Raw genomic sequence first — 20,094 nt, 5'->3', positions numbered from 1 at the left:
ATTGAGCATAGTCCAGCCTAGGAAAATCGCTCAAAATACCGAGATAATTTATAAACTTGTTGGAAATTAGTGAGGAAGAATGTTAGAGACTCATTGGGTCGGTGCCCATGTCAGCGCCGCCGGCGGTATCGCCAATGCGCCGCTGAACGCGCAGAAAATTGGTGCCAATGCCTTTGCCCTGTTCACCAAAAATCAGAGACGCTGGCAGGGGGCGCCGCTCTGCCCTTCGCAGATTGAAGCCTTCAAGGCCAACTGTGAGCAGGCCAATATTCCCCCCGATGCGATTCTGCCCCACGACAGCTACCTGATTAATCTCGGCCACCCCGATCAGGCGCAGCTAGAACGCTCTCGAGAGGCCTTTCTCGACGAGATGCAGCGCTGTGAGCAGATGGGGTTAACTCTGCTCAACTTTCATCCCGGCAGTCATCTCAACAAGATAAGCATAGACGAGTGCCTAGCCCGCATCAGCGAGTCGATCAACCTGGCACTGGACAAGACTCAAGGGGTCAGTGCCATCATAGAAAACACCGCGGGTCAGGGATCAAACCTGGGCCATTGCTTTGAGCAGCTGGCGCAGATCATCGACAAGGTAGAAGATAAGAGCCGGGTCGGTGTCTGTATCGACACCTGCCACATGTTTGCCGCCGGCTACGATTTAACCACCCTTGAAGCTTGTGAAGCGAGTTTTGCTCAATTTGATGCCATAGTGGGTAACCATTACCTTAAGGCTATGCACCTCAACGACAGCAAGACACAGCTCAACAGCCGGGTCGACCGCCATCATTCCCTCGGCGCCGGTTATATAGGGATGGATGCCTTCAGCTATATCATGAAACATCCGGCAACCAGGCAGATCCCACTCATATTAGAGACGATAGAGCCTGAGATCTGGCCCCAAGAGATCAACTGGCTGCGTAGCCAGACACGCTAAAGCAGGCACTTGTAGACCACGGCAATCACCCTGACACGGTTATCCGCATCGAAGTGATCTTCCTGCAACCAGACGATATGAGTGCCCTGCAGGGCCTCGCCTTGCTGCTTGGCATCTTGCTGCGCCGCCCTCAGCGGCGCCTCCCCTCTGCCTATACCCGTCACCATGGCGAAGCTATCACAATGGGTCACCTCAAAATCATAGGCCTCATTGATTCGTGAATAGAGCTGTGGCTCGTCGGCGGCACAGGCGGTAAGAAGACTGAGGCCAATAAAAATCACTCTGAGTTGCAACACGTCACGGCCCTATCAAATAACGGCTAAAGAAAAAGGGGCTTAAGATAAGTTATTTAGCAGAGCTTGGTTGTGATAACCATCACGCCGGATTCAAGCCTATTGATACATTTGGCAACCTAGGTAATTGACGCGATTCTATGCAAGCGCCTTGCTGGTAATGCTAATAAGAAACGGCGCTAAAGTTAGTAGCCCCTGCTTTTAAACAACTAAATTGAAACAACTGTGTTGAAATAAAAAGCAGCGCTAAAAGATAAAGCAGATCTCTGCGGGCATAAAAAAGCCAAGGCATCATCGCCTTGGCTGATAAGCATGAATAACCAGACAGAGACTAAGCTAAGGTCTCAAACAGGTGGGCCTTGAGGCGGGCAAAATCCGCGGGTAGTTCAGCCGACAAAATTGGCTTGTCTTTCACCGCTTGCAGCTCAGACGGCAGCTCGAGTTCGATAGCCAGCGCCTGCTCCACCACCTCTTTAAACTTGGCCGGATGGGCCGTACCGAGGAAAATCCCCTGCTCATCGGCGGACATGGTTAACGACAGCGCCTTAGCCGCAATCGCCGCGTGAGGCTCAGACAGATAACCGCCACGATAGAGTTCATCCAGCGCCTCCACCGTATCCTGTTCGGATAGGCCGACGCCCACCAGCTCGCTCAGCGGCCAGTTCATCGCCTCCATGATGGTCTCGACTCTGGGCCAATTGCTCGGCTCGGCCACATCCATGGCATTAGAGAGGGTCGCGACCGTCGCCTTAGGCGACCACTGACCATCGGCCAGATAGCGCGGCACGGTGTCGTTACTGTTGGTGGCCGCCACGAAACGCTTCACCGGCAGCCCCATCGCCTTGGCAAATAGGCCTGCCGTCAGGTTACCGAAGTTACCGCTTGGCACGGCGATAACAGGATCGCCTTGGTTAGCGCGCTTAAACTGGGCCACCGCCTCGAAGTAGTAGCAGACCTGCGCCAGCAAGCGGCTGATGTTGATAGAGTTGGCCGAGTTAAGATGCAGGCCGTCACGCACATCACTGTCTTCGAAGGCGGCCTTGACCATATCCTGGCAGGCATCGAAATCACTCTCCACCGCCACGGTATGAATATTATCGCCCAGGGTGGTAAACATCTTCTCCTGTAACAGGCTGATCTTGCCTTTTGGATAGAGTACCACCACCTGCACCTTATCCAGCCCATAGAAGGCATCGGCCACGGCGGCGCCCGTGTCACCCGAGGTGGCGGTCAGAATGGTGAGCTTATCTTCCTGGGCCAGACTGTTGAGGCACTGGGCCATGAAGCGGGCGCCAAAATCTTTAAATGCCAGGGTCGGGCCATGGAATAGCTCCAGACAAAAACGTCTGTCATCGGCCTTGGTCAGCGGCAGCTCAAAATTAAAGGCCCGCTCTACCAGAGAATCCACCTGCTCCTGCCCCAACTCATCGGCCAACCAGGCACCCAATATCGCCTTAGAGCGCTCGACGAAGTCCATCGCCAGCAGCGCATCGATATTATCTAGCCTTGGGATAGAGACAGGGAAAAACAGGCCACGGTCTTTCCCCAGGCCCAACTTAACCGCCTGAGTAAAACTAACCTTCTGTGAGGGGTGTTTTAAGTTATAGAGTTCCATCTTGATCCGCCTATTAATCTAAAATTTCTGCGTCTACACGGCGCGTGCCGAGCATATCGATTTGACATATATGGGAAAACCCTGCACCGGAAGTTACATAGTTCGCATCCAGCCAGGCCTTGGCCTTGTTAGCCGTCTCCAGGTTGTCGGTCACGGAGAATAGCGTGGGGCCACTGCCAGATATCCCCGTCGTGGCCATACCGAGCTCGTCTAAGGCCGCGCGCGCCTGCTCATAACCGGGAATTTCTGAGGCACGGTAAGGTTCGGCCAGCACATCTTTTAATACCTCGATGGCCAGCTTGGCATCCTGGCGGTAACTGGCATGTACGAATGCGCTCAGGTAACGGCCAAAATCAATCGCCACAGACTTATCATACTGAGCCGGCAGCAGTGCCCGCATCTTGGCTGTCGACAGGGAGATCCCCGGATAGGCCACAACCCAATACCAGTCTTTAAATACGGGCAGGTCCTGACACACGGCGCTAGGGGTATCCAGCATCAGCTGCATGCCGCCCAGGTAACAGGGCGCCACATTGTCATAGTGGACCGAGCCGCTGATCTTGCCCTCAAACTCCCCCATCAGCCTTAGCAAGGCGCCACTATCATAGGGCCTGTCGAAATGCTCGTTCAGGGCGTACAGGGCAGCGACCACAGAGCTGGCACTGGAGCCAAGGCCACTCCCCACTGGTAGATTCTTCTCTAAGATCATGGCAACACCGGCGCGGCTACCAAGCTGCTCGAGAAAGAAGGTCGCGCATTGGTAGACGATATTCTCTTCGCTGGCCGCCGGTAGTTTGTCGGCCCAATGACCGGCCAAACTGAGCGAGACGCCATGGGGCGCAGATTCAATGGCGACGCGATCGCCGAGCAGACTGCCATCCACAGGCGCCAAGGCGGCGCCCAGCAGATCGAAGCCTACCCCGACATTGCCCATGGAGGCCGGCGCATAAACCGTTAAACTCATACGCCCATCTCCCGTGTCCAGTTGAGGGTTCTCAGCAGGTCGGCGAAGACGCCCGCCGCCGTCACCTCGGTGCCCGCGCCATAACCGCGCAGCACGAATGGGATCGGCTGGTAGTAGCGACTATAGAAGGCCAGTGCGTTCTCGCCCCCCTTGACACTGTATAGAGGATCCTTGGCATCCACCTCGGCAATCTTCACCCGGCAGCCCAGCTCGTCTATCTGTCCCACATAACGCAGCACCTTACCCGCCGCCTTGGCACTATTTACGCGCTGAGCGAGTTCGCCATCTAATGCACTCAGGTTCGCCATAAAGGTCTCGACATCGCCAGAGGCGTCGAAATGACTCGGCAGCACAGACTCCACTTGGATATCGCTAAGCTCTATCTGCATGCCGACCTCGCGAGCAAGGATCAGCACCTTTCTTGCCACGTCCATGCCGCTCAGATCGTCTCTGGGATCGGGCTCGGTAAAACATTTTTCACGGGCGATACATGTCGCTTCCGACAGACTCATCCCCTCATCGAGCATACCGAAGATGTAGGAGAGTGATCCCGAGAGAATGCCATTGAATTTCTGCAGCTTATCACCGGCAAACAACAACTTCTTCAGATTGTCGATAACCGGCAGTCCGGCGCCAACCGTGGTTTCATAGAGGAACTGGCGACGCTGATGCAGCGCCGTCTGTCTCAGGGCACGGTAGTAGTCATAGTCGCGAGTATTGGCCTTCTTGTTTGGAGTAACCACATGCAGGCCGGCGTTCATTACCGCAACATATTGATCAGATACCGCTTCGTTAGAGGTACAATCCACCAGCACAGGGTTAAGTAGCTGCTGATCTTTGGCCCAGACCAGCATCTTGTCCAAGTCGCAGGCCTGTTGGCTGTCGGCAAGCAGTCCCTGCCAATGATTAAGATCTATTCCCTTGGCATCGAGCAGCATCTGGCGAGAGTTGGCCACGCCGCAGACGCGCACCGTAATATGCTGAGCCTTCAACATCTCAGTCTGCTGCTTGATCTGCTCAAGCAGGCCGGCACCCACATTACCGCAGCCCACCAGGAAAACATCCAGATAATGCTGCACATCAAAGAAGCTCTGATGACAGGCGGCGATGGCATGCTTGGTCTTAGGCAACTCGATGACGGCCGAGATGGAGCGCTCGGAGGAGCCCTGAGCGATGGCCACTATATTGACATTGGCCTGGGCCAAGGCCTGGAAGAACTTACCGGCGACCCCCTTGTGGGTGCGCATACCGTCACCGATCAAGGAGACGATAGCCAGGCTGTGGCGCATGGTTATCTGCTCGAGGATCTCGCTCTTCAGCTCCAGCTCAAACTCCTGTTCCAGCGCCAGCCGTACCCGCTCGGCATCTTGAGTCGCCACACAGAAACTGATGCTGTATTCCGAAGAGCTTTGCGTGATGAGGGAGACTGACACACCAGAGCGGGAGATGGCACCCAGGGTGCGACTCGCCATACCCACCATGCCCTTCATGCCGGGACCGGCGATATCGAACATTGTCTGGTCATCGAGATTGGAGATAGCCTTAACATTCAGGCCTGTCTCATCCACCTGATTGGACACTAAGGTGCCGGGAGCCTGAGGATTGAAGCTGTTTCGTATATAACAAGGGATATGATACTGGGCGATAGGGGCAATAGTCTTAGGATGTAGCACCTTGGCGCCGAAATAAGACAGCTCCATCGCCTCCTGATAGCTCAGCTGAGTCAGCAGCTTGGCATCGACGACGACACGAGGGTCTGTGTTATAGACGCCATCGACATCTGTCCAGATCTCGCAGCAGCTGGCGTCGATACAAGCCGACAGCACGGCCGCGGAATAATCTGAGCCGTTACGGCCAAGGGTCACCACACGGCCATCCTTGTCACCCGCCGTAAAGCCAGGCATTACCCACACCTGATGGGCATCGAGGGAAAGCTGGGCGAAACGCTGCTTACTCAACTCGATATCGACAACCGATTCCAGTACAGGCCCATGGGCCACAAATAGCTGTTGCGGCACCAGTTGATTGGCCGACACGCCAGACGCCAACATCAACTGCTCCATCAGCGCCGCCGAGAGACGCTCGCCACCAACCACTATCTCGGCGCGGACGGAGTCGGGACATTCTCCCAATAACACCACACCTTGTAGCTTGTCTTGCCAGTGCTTGAGCTGCGCGGCCAGAACTGCTTCGAGACCGGTAGACTGCTCACAACCCAAGACCTCGCTAGCGGCCTGAGCATAGAGGGTCTTAAAGACCTCATGCACCTGACTCAATACGGGAGAGAAATCATCTCCGGCCACTGCCAGGTCGACCATCTCCAGCAAGCCGTTGGTCACGGTTGCCGGGGCGCTTAATACCACAGCCGTCGGCTGCTCCTGGGCCGAAGCCAAGACTATTTGCGCCGCACTATTAAACCTCTGCCAGTTGGCCAGCGAGGTACCACCGAACTTCATTACCTTCATCTTCTCTCCTTAGTACCGCGCCCCAGAAACAAAAAAACCCGCTCCTTGGTGGGGAGCGGGCTTAGTCATTTCAAATCATTTCTTTCGAGTATGCTTAGCCTGCCCCCACGCTGGTAATCGTGGTGGTTGTAATAATGGTGGTTACTACTAGGTTAAGGCTAAACATTTAAATTCTTGTCGTCGTATCAAAACATTTTTGTTGAAGTGCCTACAGAATTGCCTTTTTTGCCCTAAGGTGTCAACCCCTGAAACAAAACTTTATAAAAATACACTTTAAGCACTTGGCAAGCGTCGAGCGGCAAGATGACATAACAAGATATGGTTTCACGGCGACATGAGAAAGGCTAAAACTAAAATTCGCTATTAAAACCCTCAATCAAAATGACATTTAAGCCCTTATTAAACAGAAACATACAAACCAACCAAGGATTTTAACCGGTATAAATTTAAGCATTGTGTGTGCTAATAGGCTTATACAAATGAGAGAGCTAAAATCGACGATTAACCAACAAATTACGCCACCAGCAAAACCAAATATTTTCTCGAATACATTGAATAAGAATTCAAAAAGAGAATATAAGTCCAGCCCACATTCTTCCTGCGCCTTGGCTGATAAAAAAAAATTTACCGAATTTCCTCCAAGAAGCTGCGCTAGGTCATCGCCAAGGCCAACAAAGCGAGCTAAAATGCCGCCACATTCTGAATTGGAGGCGATATGATAATCACCCAACACAAAGCTGTTAGCATCCATTACCGCTTAACGAACCAGCAAGGCGAGTTGATCGAGAGTTCATTTGAAGGTGAGCCAATGCTATACCTTCACGGTGCAGAAAACATGATCCCAGGCCTTGAGCAGGCGCTCGAAGGCAAAAGTGTTGGCGACAAGCTCGACGTTACCGTAGAAGCCGAGCAGGCTTACGGTCCTTACCACGATGGTTTACGCCAAGATGTCCCACTGGCAGCCTTCGGCGATATCGAAGATATCGTTCCAGGTATGCGTTTTATCGCCGAAACAGAGATGGGGCAACGTCCGGTTCAAGTCACCGAAGTGAAAGACGATATTGTCGTTGTCGACGGCAACCATCCATTAGCGGGCCAAACACTAAACTTCACCGTTGAAGTCATCTCGGTTCGCGACGCCAGCGCCGAAGAGATCGCCCATGGTCATATCCATGCGGCTGGCGGCTGTGGTAGTCACGAACACAGCCATGAAGGCGGTTGCTGTAGTGAAGACCCTGAGAAACCAGCCAAAGAGGGCTGCGACGGCAACGGCGGTTGCGGCTGCCAGCACTAGACTAAAGCAGCTCAACCTAAAGCCTTAATCTGACGCAGTGACGTCAGACTCAGGTAGGATTCTGAATAGAGTCGGCCACCTTTTATTAGGTGATGCCGACTCTTTTATTTTATGCTTCAAGACAACATGAGCTAGCTGCGCATAATACCAATCACAGTAAGTATGTGATCAGAAATAGCGCAGGAAAAACGCTCGAGAACAAAGCAGGATTTTTAGATAAGTAGTTATTCTACAATTAAAAATACTAATACAGTTATCGAGCATTTTAACAAGCTAGAATGATCAATTATTTATTACGATTGATATAAACGATAAGGATGTCGAAATGATAGCTCAGCCCGTCTATGAGAAACTGCCTGCGATTTACCTACTCATCGCAGCAAGCACCATATTACTCACTCAGGCGCCCCTTGCCGTGCTCCTAGCCGTGATTATCTTCCTGCTCGGCGCGCGTATCTTCAACATGCGTTCGCAGAACCGGCGTAGCGATAATCCCAAGCGTCGCAAACACGGCTTCTGGCCAGAAGCGCTCTACAACCTGCTCCCCTACGCATACTTGTTAGGCGCCCTATTTGTCTTTCGCCATGGCGACTCGAGTTATCTTATGTTTGCTGGTGCCGGGCTATTCTGTTTCGCGCTGTTTCGTCTGGCGCAGCGCCGCAGTTATCGTAAACACCAGCTCCCCATGCCAATTCGGGTGATCTAATTAAAGAGCTGAGTTACTGGTTAGAGAACTTATTTCCAATTAGAGAATGAGTGCCTTGATACGCTCGCGCTGCTCTTCTGGCATATGTTTGAGGTAGTTGGAACAACGTGTGATGGTGGCAATACTGATCTCGAATTCGGCAGCGATTTGTCGCTGGCTCATCTCTCCCAGCAGCAAGGCTTGAAACACCTTCAAGCGCCCAGCGATAGCGCTGCGCTCCTCTTCGGTGAGTAGCAAATCGAACAGGTCCATCAAGGCGTCGCTGTCTTGATGGTTGACCACTTTTTCTAATACCAGATCCCAATTTGCCCGCACGTCGGCTCCTAAGCTGTCATTGCCTACCATTACATGAAAGTGTATCAAGAAATCTGCCGCGCTGGCTATCGGGGCCATAGATGCTGTTAGTCAGGTGCTTAAGGGTTAGACACATTCGGACACATTTTGGCCGTAATATTAAAGAAAAATCTATAGTATCTGATAGTTAATTAAGATTAGAATGTTTGCGTTAGATCACATAAATCCACAAAGTAGTGAGAATGATTGCCATGAAAAAACAATTTAAACTAAGCCTGCTAGCACTAGCCGGCAGTGCCCTACTGGCCTCAGCGGTACAAGCCAATAACTTCAAAGAGAGTGACGATGCGATCCACTATCGTCAATCTGCTTTTGGCCTGATCGCTCACAACTTTGGCGACATGGGCGCCATGCTTAAGGGCAAAAAGCCTTTCGACGCCGAAGTCTTTGCCATGCGTGCACAAAACGTTGCCGCCCTGAGCAAGTTGCCTGCCGAAGGTTTCGTTGCCGGTTCTGACAAGGGTAACACCGATGCGCTGGCAAAAATCTGGAGCGACAAGGCCGATTTCGATGCTAAGATGAGCACCTTCCAGGACAACGCCGCTAAACTTGCCGTTGCCGCACAATCAAGCGATAAAAACGCGATCAAGCAAGCCTTTATGAACACAGGCAAGAGCTGTAAGGGCTGCCACGACGTCTACAAGAAAGACTAACAACAAGACGAATATTGACAAATAATATTGAAAGCCAAATAAAAAGGGGAGCAATTAAGCTCCCCTTTTCTTATCCTGTTTCTCTAGCCTAACTTTTACCGTTAGCCATCGCCCTAAAGCATGGCCGCGATAGGCCAGATCAGATAGTTCACCACCAAGCCTGCCAGCACCCCGACCAGGGTCAAGGCCACTAAGCCAGAACGAAACTTAAACTCGATAACACTCTCATGACTCACACTCTTATAGCCGGTGATCATGGCGCCCACCAATTTATCACCTTTGATACCGTGCCAGATCACTGCAAGAATATGCAAAGCTGCCAGCAGCAGGAGTAAATTAAAATTTTGCTTGTGCAGCCAGGTCAGGGTTCCGGCCAGCTCACTGCTCACATAGCTGTAAAGCGGCCCTTCGGTAAAGATCTCATCCGTGGCAAATAAGCCCGTGGTGAGCTGCGCCACCAGCACCAATATCATCGCCACCACCATATAACCACCTAGTGGATTGTGGCCTATGCTGCGACGCTCTGGCTGCCTGACATAGGCAAGCACCTGTGTCGGCGATTTAACGAAATGGCTAAAACGCGAGGTCTCACTACCTACTAAGCCCCAGAGAATTCGAAATCCAATCAAGATCAGCAGACCATAGGCAAACACCTGATGCCATTGCATCTCCCCCACCTCAGCGCTCCACCACAGACCGCCGAGAAGCGCTATCATGGACCAATGAAACAGACGCGTAGGCAGATCCCATACCTTAATTTTTACCTGGGCAGACTTAGGGTTTTCTCCTGAGGACATCTTATAACTCACCGCTTTAGAAAATAATGAAATTGATGATATTTGAAGCGATGGGGAGAGGCAAATAGATTTATGTAAGCAGTGTTATCCAGTCAAATATGCAGCCAAAAATTGAGAAACACAAGCCATTCCTAATGTTTATTTTGCAATTTTGTCTAAGGGCTCAAATAAGCAACGAACGGAAAATATTGGCGGCAAAAAGTTGATCTAGATCACATTTTATGAGGGCTAAATTGGTAATCTGAAGTCAAGGAAACAACGAAAGGTTCGACATATGATAAAGATTACAAGTAAAGATTTCGAAGTCACCACTCCTATTCGTGAACGTATCGAGAGCCGTTTAGAAAAACTAAGTAGACACGATGTACAGCTCATTAATCCACATGTAATCATAGGTCAAGAGAAGCAAGGATTTAAGATAGAAGCTTCAGTCGGTATACCAAGCAACACCTTATTTGCTCAGGCGAAAGACAAAGATCTCTATGCAGCAATCAATGCAATGGGTCAGAAACTGGAGAAACAGCTCAATCGCCTCAGCCATAAACCGGAAGGAGCTCGCTACACGGCTCCAGCGATGAGCCCAACGCCAGAAAGCGCCGATATAGACGACGAGTATGACGACACATTAGATGAGGAATACGCGGCGTAACAGATTTAACGGTAAGTGGCGAACCATCGCCTCAGGCGTAGGCCGAGGAACGAACGCTAACGAACTGGCACAAAAGCCACTTACCCAAATTTGGTGGAAAGTTAAATCACCACCTAGATAGAGGTACAGCGACAGGCAAAAATGACGAGGACGGACAATCACACCCGCCACAGGCGTTCACTAGGAAGCCGTGGAACTCAGCTAACGAACTAGCTATGTTGTCCGCCCTTGTTATACTTACTATTAAGTGCCGTCTCTGATGATACAAGCAAGCCAATACAGGAGTAAGAGGTCAAAATAGCCAAACGAAAGATATTTATCTTTCACGTTTGATTTATTGAAGGCGACTCACACAACCTAAGGCTTAAGATTAGCCCAAGTAGGAAACAGGCATAGCGCCAGATAAGTCGTCCCCAAGGGCCATAGGGTGGCCGATGAGATAATCTCAAACTATTGCCCCCTAAGTAGTGAAGAAAGGAGCGCAGTCCCATTTTAATATCGAGTGCTTTTTCCATAACTGAGGCAGCCAGATAGCCAATTAAGGCAAACCAACGTAATAGACGTTAACAGGCCATTGGATCACCGCTAGTCGATTAGCCCGCTGCCTCTTCCTTATTACCTGCCGCAGCCCTTTTCATCTGCAGGCGAGAAGCAAAGGAGGATGCCCATCTTAAATTCTGATCTTTTACTCTCCCGGCGCACCTCGATAGGTGCGCTTTCTATTTGTGGCGAAACAAGCCTGTCAGATGAGACACCTTATTACCAAAGGGATAAATTCTCACTTTGTCCCTTTTTTGATTGACAGGGTATAGAGCAGGGCTTAATTTGAAGGCTATGAAAACAAACACCAACGCTTTTTTTACTTTCTTTTTTATTCCACCCTTCTAGGGAGGCGGAATTTCGGTGTAAAAACGAAAGTAAGAATTCCAAGGCCTCCCATTACGGGGGGCTTTTTTATTTGTATTAATAATCGAGAAGCGTTCAACGACAGAGGACAGCATGACCAAACCACATCCCCTTAGCCATACCCGGGAACAGATCACCGCGCTCGACAATGAACTGCTGGCACTGCTGGCCAAACGACGGGAACTAAGCCTTGATGTCGCCCGCAGTAAAGAGGTCGATATCCGTCCGATACGCGATACCCAGAGAGAGAAAGAACTGCTAGCCCGACTGGTCAAGCAGGGACGCGAACAGGGACTAGATGCCCATTATGTGCTGTCTCTCTATCAGAGCATTATCGAAGACTCGGTATTAAACCAGCAGGCCTACCTGCAGGGCCGCGCCAATCCGGACTTTCAGAAGCAGCAATACAACATCGCCTACCTGGGCGCCCGGGGTTCCTACTCCTATCTCGCCGCCACCCGTTACTGCGAACGCCGCCAGGTGGGCATGCAGGATCTCGGCTGCAAGAGCTTCGATGAGATAGTACAGGCGGTAGAGTCGGGACATGCCGATTACGGTTTCCTGCCGATCGAGAACACCTCCTCAGGCTCGATCAACGAAGTCTATGACGTGCTGCAGCACACCAGCCTGGCCATAGTCGGCGAAACCACCATAGAGGTGGGACATTGCCTGCTGGCCAAGCCGGGGACCAATGTTAAGCAGATCAAGACCATCTACGCCCACCCTCAACCTATCAGTCAGTGCAGTCGTTACCTGAGTCAACATGGCGAATTTAAACTGGAGTACTGTTCCAGCAGCGCCGAGGCCATGGAACGGGTACTGGAGGCCGATGACAACAGTGTCGCCGCCATCGGCAGCGTCGAAGGGGGCGCCCTGTATCAACTCGAGGCTATCGAGCGCGAGTTGGCCAACCAGAAGATCAACCAGAGCCGCTTCATAGTCGTGGCCAGGAAGGCGATTGCAGTTCCGGCACAACTACCGGCCAAGACCACGCTGATCATGGCCACGGGGCAGAAGCCCGGCGCCCTGGTGGAAGCCCTGCTTATTCTAAAGGCCCACGATCTCAACATGAGCAAGCTCGAATCCCGTCCTATCCCTGGCACGCCTTGGGAGGAGATGTTCTATCTGGATCTCGACGCAAATCTTGCCAGCGACGAGATGCAGCAGGCATTAAAGGAGCTGGAGCGCATCACCCGCTTTATCAAAGTGCTGGGCTGCTACCCTTGTGAAACCGTCAATCCGACCCAGCTGAGCAACAGCCAGCTGATGATAGAGCCCACTACCAGCCGAGAAGCAGACCAACAGGCTAAAGAGAAACAGGACGCCAAGCACCAACGCCATAGCCTGGCCGAACACCCTCAGGTCACTTGCGTCATCACCAGACAACTGAAGATAGGCGACGGCCAATTTGGCGCCATCGCCCAACTGGCGCTCACTCAAGAGTCCGGCCACTACAGCCAGCTGGCAAAGCAGATAAAAGAGGCGGGTTTCCAGGCGGTGACCGTCAGTGAGCTACATGCCAACCCCATGGCCAATCGCCAGTTGAGCGAAATGCGCAGGGCCCTGAATCAGTTTGATCTCGCCTGCATCGTCGCCATCGAACATGAGAGCGAACTGCCGCTGGCCGTTGATCACGCCGACATGTTGCAGATCAGCGGCAAGCAGATGCACAATCGAGAGCTGCTCGAGCAGATCGGCGCCCTGCACATGCCTACGATCTTAGAGCGCAACACCATGGCCAGCCTGGATGAGTGGCTGGGCGCCGCCGAGATCATATTGGCCGCAGGTAATCAGCAGTTGATCCTGAGTGAAGCCGGTATCAGAACCTTCAACGAGCAGCAGCGACCCACCTTAGATCTATCCGGCTTGATCAGCCTCAAAGAGAGGAGTCACCTGCCTGTACTGCTCAACACCCGCTATGCCTGCCAGGCAGACGAACTGAGCAGCCAGGCAAGTGCCGCTAAGGCTCTCAAGGCCGATGGCCTAGTGCTGGGTTTAAGCGATGCAGAGCAGCTTAAGGGTCATAGCTACATCCTTGCCCACCTCTATCGCGGCTAGTCACCTGTCTCATAACGAGACCTGCTAAGCCATAAAAAAAGAGGACCCTAGGTCCTCTTTTTATTTTTGCCGATAAGCTTAAATCGCCAGGCCATCCACCAGACTCATCCAGCCTTTGATGGTGCGGTGACAGAACCACAAGAGCGCCAACAATGACAAGCTAATGGACAACCAGCCTTGGGGCACTAAATAGGCCAGCAATAATAGCGAAAACAGTGAGATAATCGACCAACGCTGCCAACGAATATGTGAATAGAGCAGGCTACTCATCTTGTCACTCTTCTGCCCGAGACTTATCACCAGGGCAAAAAGAGGCGGTAACAACAGCAGGGGAAAGGCCGACATCAAGGCATAGAGTAGATGCCCAAGGCTATGGTCGTCTATAACGACAGGCTGTGACGTAGTCGATACCATAAGGGCGCTCCACACAAATTCCACACAGGGGATAAAGAGTGAACCAGATGCCATACTGCGCCTAGTCCTTATCATTAACCATACTGTGTCATCGTCTTTTGCGCAAATCTTGCAATCGATTTATCCCCTCACGTCAGCTTCGCTCGCACAGCGCCAAAGCATCTGAACTGGCGACAGCTGCTCAGCCACGAGTCCTGGCGCCACCCCATGCCTATTATGCCAAGGAGAGGGTCACATCAGACTTTAATCGCGTCGAACAGGCGAGAATAAAGCCCTGCTCAACCTCGGCCGGCGTCAGCGTCATTTCACTGCTGGACTCTGTCTCACCGCTTAGCACCTGACACTTACAGGCGCCGCAGACTCCTGAGCGACAGGCGGCAATAATGGGTAGGCCTTTGGCCTCTATCCCCTCCAGTACTGTCTGCTCACCTGTCAACTGCGTGGACAGATCGCCAACCTGTAGCATGAATGGCGCAGAAGCGGCAATATCCCCCTGCCCTTCGGCTTGCAGGGAAGATGCGGTAGACGGCCCACCGAAACTCTCCTGATGATAACGACTCATGTCGAAACCAACCCCTTCCAGCATCCCCTTGACCGCCTGCATATAGGGCTCGGGGCCACAGACGAACACGGTTCGTTCAAGGTAGTCGGGCACGGCCTTAGCGAGCATCTCCAGGGTTAATCTCCCCTCGAAGCTGGGACAGGCCTCGAGCGACTCGCCCGATTCCAAGCTGTAGTGCAGCGCCATATTCGGATGACGCTGGGTCATCTTGAGTAGCGCATCGTGAAAGATCAGATCTTCCTTGGCCTTGGCACTGTGCACGAAGGCGATATCGCTACCCACCTGGGTATCGGTCAGCCAACGCGACATGGAATACATGGGGGTAATGCCGCTGCCGGCACTCAAGAAAAGATAACGACTGGCGGGAATATCGATCAGATTAAAGGCGCCAGCCGGGCCGCTGACGTTGACGCTATGTCCCGTCTTCAAGTTATCGACGAGATAATTTGACACCCGCCCGCCAGGAATACGCTTGATGGTCACCACCAGAGAATAGGGGCGCGAGGGCGACGAGGAGATGGTATAGCTGCGGGCAAGGCGCTCTCCCTGGATATCCAGCAGGAAGGTGATGAACTGGCCCGGCTTAAAATGAAACTTAACCGGCTGGGCCCCTTGAAAGCGAAAGCTGGTCACATCATGGGTTTCCTGCCAGCGCTCGACACAGACGAGTCTTGTCTCGCCTGCTTGCCAGTTGGGTGATTGATAATCTTGTTGATTCATGGGTGACTCACCAAAAAGAAAAACGCCCACGACACTGCCGTGGACGTTGGGGGGCGTTTTAGGCAACGTTTAAGATGGCATTCAGGTCTTGCTCTACCGTGGTGGTATTACGCAGACCAAACTTATCTTCCAACACCTTAAGCAGATTTGGCGTTAAGAATGCTGGCGCACTTGGGCCTGTGCGTATGTTCTTCACGCCCAGTGATAACAGGGTCAGCAGGATAACGATCGCCTTCTGCTCGAACCAGGAAAGCACCAGGCTAAGCGGCAGCTCGTTGATCTCACACTCGAACACCTCAGACAGGGCGATCGCCAGCTGAATCGCCGAGTAGGCATCGTTGCACTGACCGATATCCAGCAATCGTGGGATGCCGTTGATATCACCGAAGCCCAGCTTGTTAAACTTATACTTGCCACAGCCTAAGGTCATGATGATGGAGTCTTTTGGTGCGGCCTTGGCAATATCGGTAAAGTAGCTGCGCTCGGCCTTGTCGCCGTCACAACCACCAACCAGGAAGAAGTGCTTGATGGCACCACTCTTCACATTTTCCACAACGGCAGGCGCGGCGGCCATTAACGCATTGCGAGCGAAACCTATGGTGATGTGATGGGGGATCTCATCATAGGCGAAGCCCTCAAGAGATAAGGCCTTATCGATAGCCGCGGAGAAGTCATCCCCCACGATATGGGTCACACCCGGCCATCCCACTATGCTGCGGGTAAAGATACGGTCGGCATAGTCGCCCACGTTAGGATCGATAATACAGTTAGAGGTCATCACCACCGCACCAGGGAAGTTAGCGAACTCTTTCTGTTGGTTTTGCCACGCACTGCCGTAGTTACCAACCAGATGTGGATATTTCTTCAATTCGGGATAGGCCAGTGCCGGTAGCATCTCACCATGGGTAAAGACGTTTATCCCCTTACCCTGAGTCTGCTTAAGGATAAGCTCGAGATCTTTCATGTCATGGCCAGAGACCAGAATCGCCTTGCCCTTCACCGCAACCGTGTTCACCTGAGTCGGCTCGGGATGACCGAAGGCCTGGGTCTCACCTTCATCTAGCATGGCCATCACGCGATAGTTTAGCTGACCTATCTCCATCGCTGTGGCAAACAGCTTATCGGCATCGACAGAATCAGAACCCAGGAAGGCCATGATCTCGTGAAACTTGGCTGCGACCTCGCTATCTGTCTGATCCAGCACGCGGGCATGCTCCATGTAAGCAGCCGCGCCTTTAAGGCCATAGAGACAGAGCAGACGCAGACCCATGATGTCCTCATTGACCTCCTCTTTACCGCGATTAGGCAGCGTCTGAGCGGCCTGGGCTAGCATCTCTTCTTTCACGCTGGCAAGTACCAGGCTGGCGGCGGGGATGAGGGCCTCGACTACCTGACCTTGTTCCTTGCAAGCCGCCTCATAGGCCGCCTTAAGCTGAGCGCGATAGGCGTAGGCCTGTTTGGTGTAATCTATGATGCGCTCGTCGTCGAAGTTCACATTGGTCAGGGTGGCGAAGAACGCCTTAGGTACGAAGGTATCTACGGCCGGGTCAATGATGCCGAAGGCGCGCGCCTTCTCGGCATAGGCCGACACGCCTTGTAAGATATAAATCAGCAGATCTTGCAGATCTGAAGTAGCGGCTAGCTTGCCACACATGCCTTGGGAATAACTACAACCGTTGCCGGCAGGGGTACGAATGGTTTGCTCACACTGAATACAAAACACAACACAGCTCCTTTATTTAATCATGCTTTTTCTTTGCATGTTTTGAGGCAGTCTACTGTGCTAATGACACTCACAGAAGATAAAATTGACAGCAATGTAAGAAACTATGAAGCGGATCAAATTAGCTTTTGCGAAACTAACTTGTTAAAAAATATGGTAAAACAATTTAAAACAGCGAGTTATCCTTTTTAGAGGCCCAAAAGAAAGACGGCGCCCTGAGTGTCGATCACTCGGGCGCCGCCAGGGAGCTTTAATCTAGGGAAGGTGCGAACAAGTCGTCGCACAGCTCTGGCTTTGATAGCAGCGACAGTTCAAGGCATTCAACTGAAGGCATGCCTAGGCCTGCTGAAGTTGAATAACGCCGAAATGGTGTTGCTGTCAAAGCCCCGCAGGGCGAGGCTTACAGCGGTATTTGCTGCGTTACAGTTCTTGCGAAGGACTAGGGCCATTCGCTGCAAACTGTGCCTTGCATCTATCCACTATAAGCACTCGCAGAGCAAGCACGGGACTTATTCGCACCTTCCCTAGGTTAGCAATTAACCTGTCTTCATATCATTAACCGACTGTAACATGGCCCGGCTCTCGCGCTGGAACTGTGGCGCGAAATCCCCAAACCAGGCGGCCACCGCCTCAAACTCGCGAATAAAGCCTTGCCTGTCACCACGCTTCAAGAGTTCGAGCGCCTGAGCATAGTTATCCAGGTAATCCCCAATCGCCGTCAGGCTCTCCTGCTGGGCGAAGATGATGTCGGCATAGAGCTCGGGACTCTGGGCAAACAGACGCCCGACCATGGCCAGCTCCAACCGGTAGATGGGCGAGCTGAACTGCAACAGGTTGTCGATATCCGCCGCCTCACGATAGAGATTCAGGCCATAGACAAACGATGAGAAGTGGCGCATCGCCTGCACCAGTTGCATCGCCTTGTCGTGTTGCTGAGCATCCGCCTCGACGAGACGCGCGCCCCATATGCCAATCTGCTCAAGCAGCCATTCATACTGCTCTCGGCCGCGGCCATGACACACCACCACCACCTGCTTGGCCAGGCTGCCGACATCCGGGCCGAACATGGGGTGCAGCCCCACCACTGGGCCTCGGTGACTGCTTAACATCGCATCGAGTGGCTTCTCCTTGATTGAGGTGAGATCGGCCAGAATGCAGCTGCTTGGCAGACTGGTAAGCTTGTCGCGAATAAGCTCACAGGTGATGCTGATAGGCACAGTGACGATCACCATCCCTGCCCCATCGAATATCGCCTCGGCTTGCTGCCAGTCATCTTTATCCAGAGACTTCACCTGATAGCCGGACAGGCTCAGCATCTGGGCAAACAGGCCGCCTAGCTTGCCCTGGCCACCAACGATCACCACATGGCCCAGATCTGTCTTAACCTGCTTGAAACCGACATCCTTCTCGTTGAGATAAGACTCGCGCATCAGGCGACGCAGAATATCTTCGATCAGCTGAGGCGAGACATTCATCTTAGCCGCCTCCTCCCGGCGCTTGGCCAGCATGGAGGCCTCGCGCTGAGGCGCGTAGATGGGCACCCCGGCCGCATGCTTGACGCCACCCACCTGGGCCACCAGATCCAGGCGCTTACGCAGTAGATGCAACAGCTGTTGATCGACACTGTCGATATGTTCTCTTAATTTTTCAAGCTCTTTGGTGGTTTTCTCACTCATTTGCGCACTTTCCATCAGGCATTAACCGCCTTGAGCATAGCAAATCTGCTGGGTAAAACCGATGCCAATTGTGCGGCGCCCTGACGCAGGAGCTCCTCTGTGGTCTGCCAATCGATGCAGGCATCGGTAACCGACACCCCGTAGGCCAGCTCGCTCATCGGCTTATCGCTGCTCTGATTGCCCTCGTTCAGATGGCTCTCCAACATGACACCAATGATCGACTTGTTGCCATTGGCGATCTGCTCGAACACTTCCTGGCAGACGCTCGGCTGGCGGGTGTGATCTTTACTCGAGTTACCATGGCTACAATCCACCACCAAGCGAGCGTTGAGTTTAGCCGCATGCAGCTGCTGCTCACACTTGGCCACGCTCGAAGCATCATAGTTGGGTGTCTTACCGCCACGCAGGATCACATGACCATCCGGGTTACCCGCGGTCTGTAGCAAGGCGACCTGCCCCGCCTGGTTGATCCCCATAAATCTGTGGCTGCTGGCCGCCGACTGCAGCGCGTTTATCGCCACCCCTAGCTTGCCGTCTGTGCCATTCTTGAAGCCCACCGGCATAGAGAGCCCCGAGGCCATCTCCCTGTGGGTCTGAGACTCTGTGGTGCGCGCGCCGATGGCCGACCAGGTGACCAACTCTGAGATGTATTGCGGGCTGATGGGATCCAGCGCCTCTGTGGCCACCGGCAAACCAAGCTCCGCCAACCAGATCATCAACTCTCTCGCCTGGCGTAAACCCTTCTCGACATCGAAGGACTCATCCATATCGGGATCGTTGATCATCCCCTTCCAGCCCACGGTAGTACGTGGCTTCTCGAAGTAGACCCGCATCAAAATGTAGAACTCATCTTTGAGCTCATCGTGTAGCGTCTTGAGGCGCAAGGCGTACTCCTTGGCCGAGGCGATATCGTGGATAGAGCATGGGCCGCTGACCACCAGCACACGGTTGTCACGCTTGTGGACGATATCCGATACGGTGCGGCGCGCGTTAAGCACATAATGATAGGCGGCAGTCGACAGGGGCAGTTGTTGTTTTAACTCTTGGGGGGTCACCAGCACTTTCTCCGAGCTGATGTGAACATTATTAATCGTGTCTTGCTGCATACCTGTCACCAACCTAGTGTGTTTTCTCATACCTAAAATGCAATATCGTAATGGTACACCATTACACCTGTGAGCTAACTATGCCTGCTGCATAAATTTAGATCAAGCAGAAATTCGCTTTTCAAGAATAATTCACGATTAAGGCGAAAAATGCGCTAGTGAAGGCCAACTTAGGAAAGGGATTATGCCGAGGGAGCACTTACCGAAC

The 20,094-nt window shown here is 52.6% G+C and carries 18 protein-coding genes and 1 other annotated feature; of the genes, 6 read left to right on the top strand and 12 right to left on the bottom strand.

Annotation, left to right across the window (positions count from 1 at the left end):
• The first annotated feature begins 79 nt into the window (after window positions 1–79).
• Window positions 80–931: a deoxyribonuclease IV gene (gene nfo, locus GNT65_RS05185; RefSeq protein ID WP_160794071.1), complete on the top strand. Its 852-nt coding sequence runs from the start codon at window positions 80–82 to the stop codon at window positions 929–931.
• On the opposite strand, the gene GNT65_RS05180 is transcribed toward nfo, so the two are convergent.
• From GNT65_RS05180 to GNT65_RS05160, 5 genes are all read right to left on the bottom strand, one after another.
• Window positions 928–1,224: a hypothetical protein gene (locus GNT65_RS05180; RefSeq protein ID WP_160794273.1), complete on the bottom strand. Its 297-nt coding sequence runs from the start codon at window positions 1,222–1,224 to the stop codon at window positions 928–930. The two genes, nfo and GNT65_RS05180, sit on opposite strands and share 4 nt — an antisense overlap.
• A 331-nt stretch (window positions 1,225–1,555) precedes the next feature.
• Window positions 1,556–2,839, bottom strand: a complete 1,284-nt coding sequence (gene thrC, locus GNT65_RS05175; protein ID WP_160794069.1) for a threonine synthase — start codon at window positions 2,837–2,839, stop codon at window positions 1,556–1,558.
• 13 nt (window positions 2,840–2,852) lie between these two features.
• Window positions 2,853–3,803 (bottom strand): homoserine kinase, encoded by a 951-nt coding sequence (thrB, locus tag GNT65_RS05170; RefSeq protein WP_160794067.1) that lies wholly within the window; start codon window positions 3,801–3,803, stop codon window positions 2,853–2,855.
• Window positions 3,800–6,268, bottom strand: coding sequence for a bifunctional aspartate kinase/homoserine dehydrogenase I (thrA, locus tag GNT65_RS05165; RefSeq protein ID WP_160794065.1), 2,469 nt, complete (start codon window positions 6,266–6,268; stop codon window positions 3,800–3,802). Before thrA ends, thrB begins: the two co-directional genes overlap by 4 nt.
• A gap of 388 nt (window positions 6,269–6,656) precedes the next feature.
• Complete coding sequence (locus GNT65_RS05160) at window positions 6,657–7,019, bottom strand: hypothetical protein (protein ID WP_181006174.1); 363 nt, start codon at window positions 7,017–7,019, stop codon at window positions 6,657–6,659.
• On the opposite strand from GNT65_RS05160, the gene slyD reads away from it, so the two are divergent.
• The gene (gene slyD, locus GNT65_RS05155; protein WP_160794061.1) at window positions 6,984–7,562 is read left to right on the top strand and encodes a peptidylprolyl isomerase; all 579 of its coding nucleotides are present in this window, start codon (window positions 6,984–6,986) and stop codon (window positions 7,560–7,562) included. The genes GNT65_RS05160 and slyD overlap by 36 nt on opposite strands.
• A 325-nt stretch (window positions 7,563–7,887) precedes the next feature.
• A complete protein-coding gene (locus GNT65_RS05150; protein WP_160794059.1) occupies window positions 7,888–8,268 on the top strand; it encodes a hypothetical protein in 381 nt (126 codons plus the stop codon).
• 39 nt (window positions 8,269–8,307) lie between these two features.
• Here the strand turns inward: GNT65_RS05150 and trpR are convergent, their stop codons facing one another.
• The gene (gene trpR / locus GNT65_RS05145) at window positions 8,308–8,583 is read right to left on the bottom strand and encodes a trp operon repressor (protein WP_160794057.1); all 276 of its coding nucleotides are present in this window, start codon (window positions 8,581–8,583) and stop codon (window positions 8,308–8,310) included.
• 230 nt (window positions 8,584–8,813) lie between these two features.
• Between trpR and GNT65_RS05140 the strand changes: the two genes are divergently transcribed.
• Window positions 8,814–9,275, top strand: coding sequence for a c-type cytochrome (locus GNT65_RS05140; protein ID WP_160794055.1), 462 nt, complete (start codon window positions 8,814–8,816; stop codon window positions 9,273–9,275).
• A 113-nt stretch (window positions 9,276–9,388) separates the two neighbouring features.
• On the opposite strand, the gene GNT65_RS05135 is transcribed toward GNT65_RS05140, so the two are convergent.
• Window positions 9,389–10,072 (bottom strand): cytochrome b/b6 domain-containing protein, encoded by a 684-nt coding sequence (locus tag GNT65_RS05135; protein ID WP_160794053.1) that lies wholly within the window; start codon window positions 10,070–10,072, stop codon window positions 9,389–9,391.
• A gap of 274 nt (window positions 10,073–10,346) precedes the next feature.
• Between GNT65_RS05135 and hpf the strand changes: the two genes are divergently transcribed.
• The gene (gene hpf, locus GNT65_RS05130) at window positions 10,347–10,721 is read left to right on the top strand and encodes a ribosome hibernation-promoting factor, HPF/YfiA family (RefSeq protein WP_160794051.1); all 375 of its coding nucleotides are present in this window, start codon (window positions 10,347–10,349) and stop codon (window positions 10,719–10,721) included.
• An 836-nt stretch (window positions 10,722–11,557) separates the two neighbouring features.
• Window positions 11,558–11,680 (top strand) — a sequence feature (Phe leader region).
• A gap of 40 nt (window positions 11,681–11,720) precedes the next feature.
• Window positions 11,721–13,685: a chorismate mutase gene (locus GNT65_RS05125; protein ID WP_160794049.1), complete on the top strand. Its 1,965-nt coding sequence runs from the start codon at window positions 11,721–11,723 to the stop codon at window positions 13,683–13,685.
• Window positions 13,686–13,763: 78 nt separating this feature from the next.
• Here GNT65_RS05125 and GNT65_RS05120 read toward each other — a convergent pair whose 3' ends face one another.
• From GNT65_RS05120 to GNT65_RS05100, 5 genes are all read right to left on the bottom strand, one after another.
• A complete protein-coding gene (locus GNT65_RS05120) occupies window positions 13,764–14,099 on the bottom strand; it encodes a hypothetical protein (RefSeq protein WP_160794271.1) in 336 nt (111 codons plus the stop codon).
• Between the two features lie 214 nt (window positions 14,100–14,313).
• Window positions 14,314–15,381, bottom strand: coding sequence for an FAD-binding oxidoreductase (locus tag GNT65_RS05115; protein WP_160794047.1), 1,068 nt, complete (start codon window positions 15,379–15,381; stop codon window positions 14,314–14,316).
• Window positions 15,382–15,439: 58 nt separating this feature from the next.
• On the bottom strand, window positions 15,440–17,104 hold the full coding sequence (gene hcp, locus GNT65_RS05110) for a hydroxylamine reductase (protein ID WP_160794045.1): 1,665 nt from the start codon (window positions 17,102–17,104) through the stop codon (window positions 15,440–15,442).
• A gap of 536 nt (window positions 17,105–17,640) precedes the next feature.
• On the bottom strand, window positions 17,641–18,780 hold the full coding sequence (gene tyrA, locus GNT65_RS05105) for a bifunctional chorismate mutase/prephenate dehydrogenase (RefSeq protein ID WP_160794043.1): 1,140 nt from the start codon (window positions 18,778–18,780) through the stop codon (window positions 17,641–17,643).
• A 14-nt stretch (window positions 18,781–18,794) separates the two neighbouring features.
• Entirely contained in the window at window positions 18,795–19,886 is a 1,092-nt protein-coding gene (locus GNT65_RS05100) for a 3-deoxy-7-phosphoheptulonate synthase (protein ID WP_160794041.1), read from the bottom strand.
• Window positions 19,887–20,094: the final 208 nt, after the last annotated feature.

It is taken from the genome of Shewanella insulae (genome assembly GCF_009831655.1).
Lineage (GTDB): Bacteria > Pseudomonadota > Gammaproteobacteria > Enterobacterales > Shewanellaceae > Shewanella > Shewanella insulae.
The sequence above is the reverse complement of the archived record's forward strand: the minus strand, read 5'-3'. Positions and strand labels throughout refer to the sequence as shown.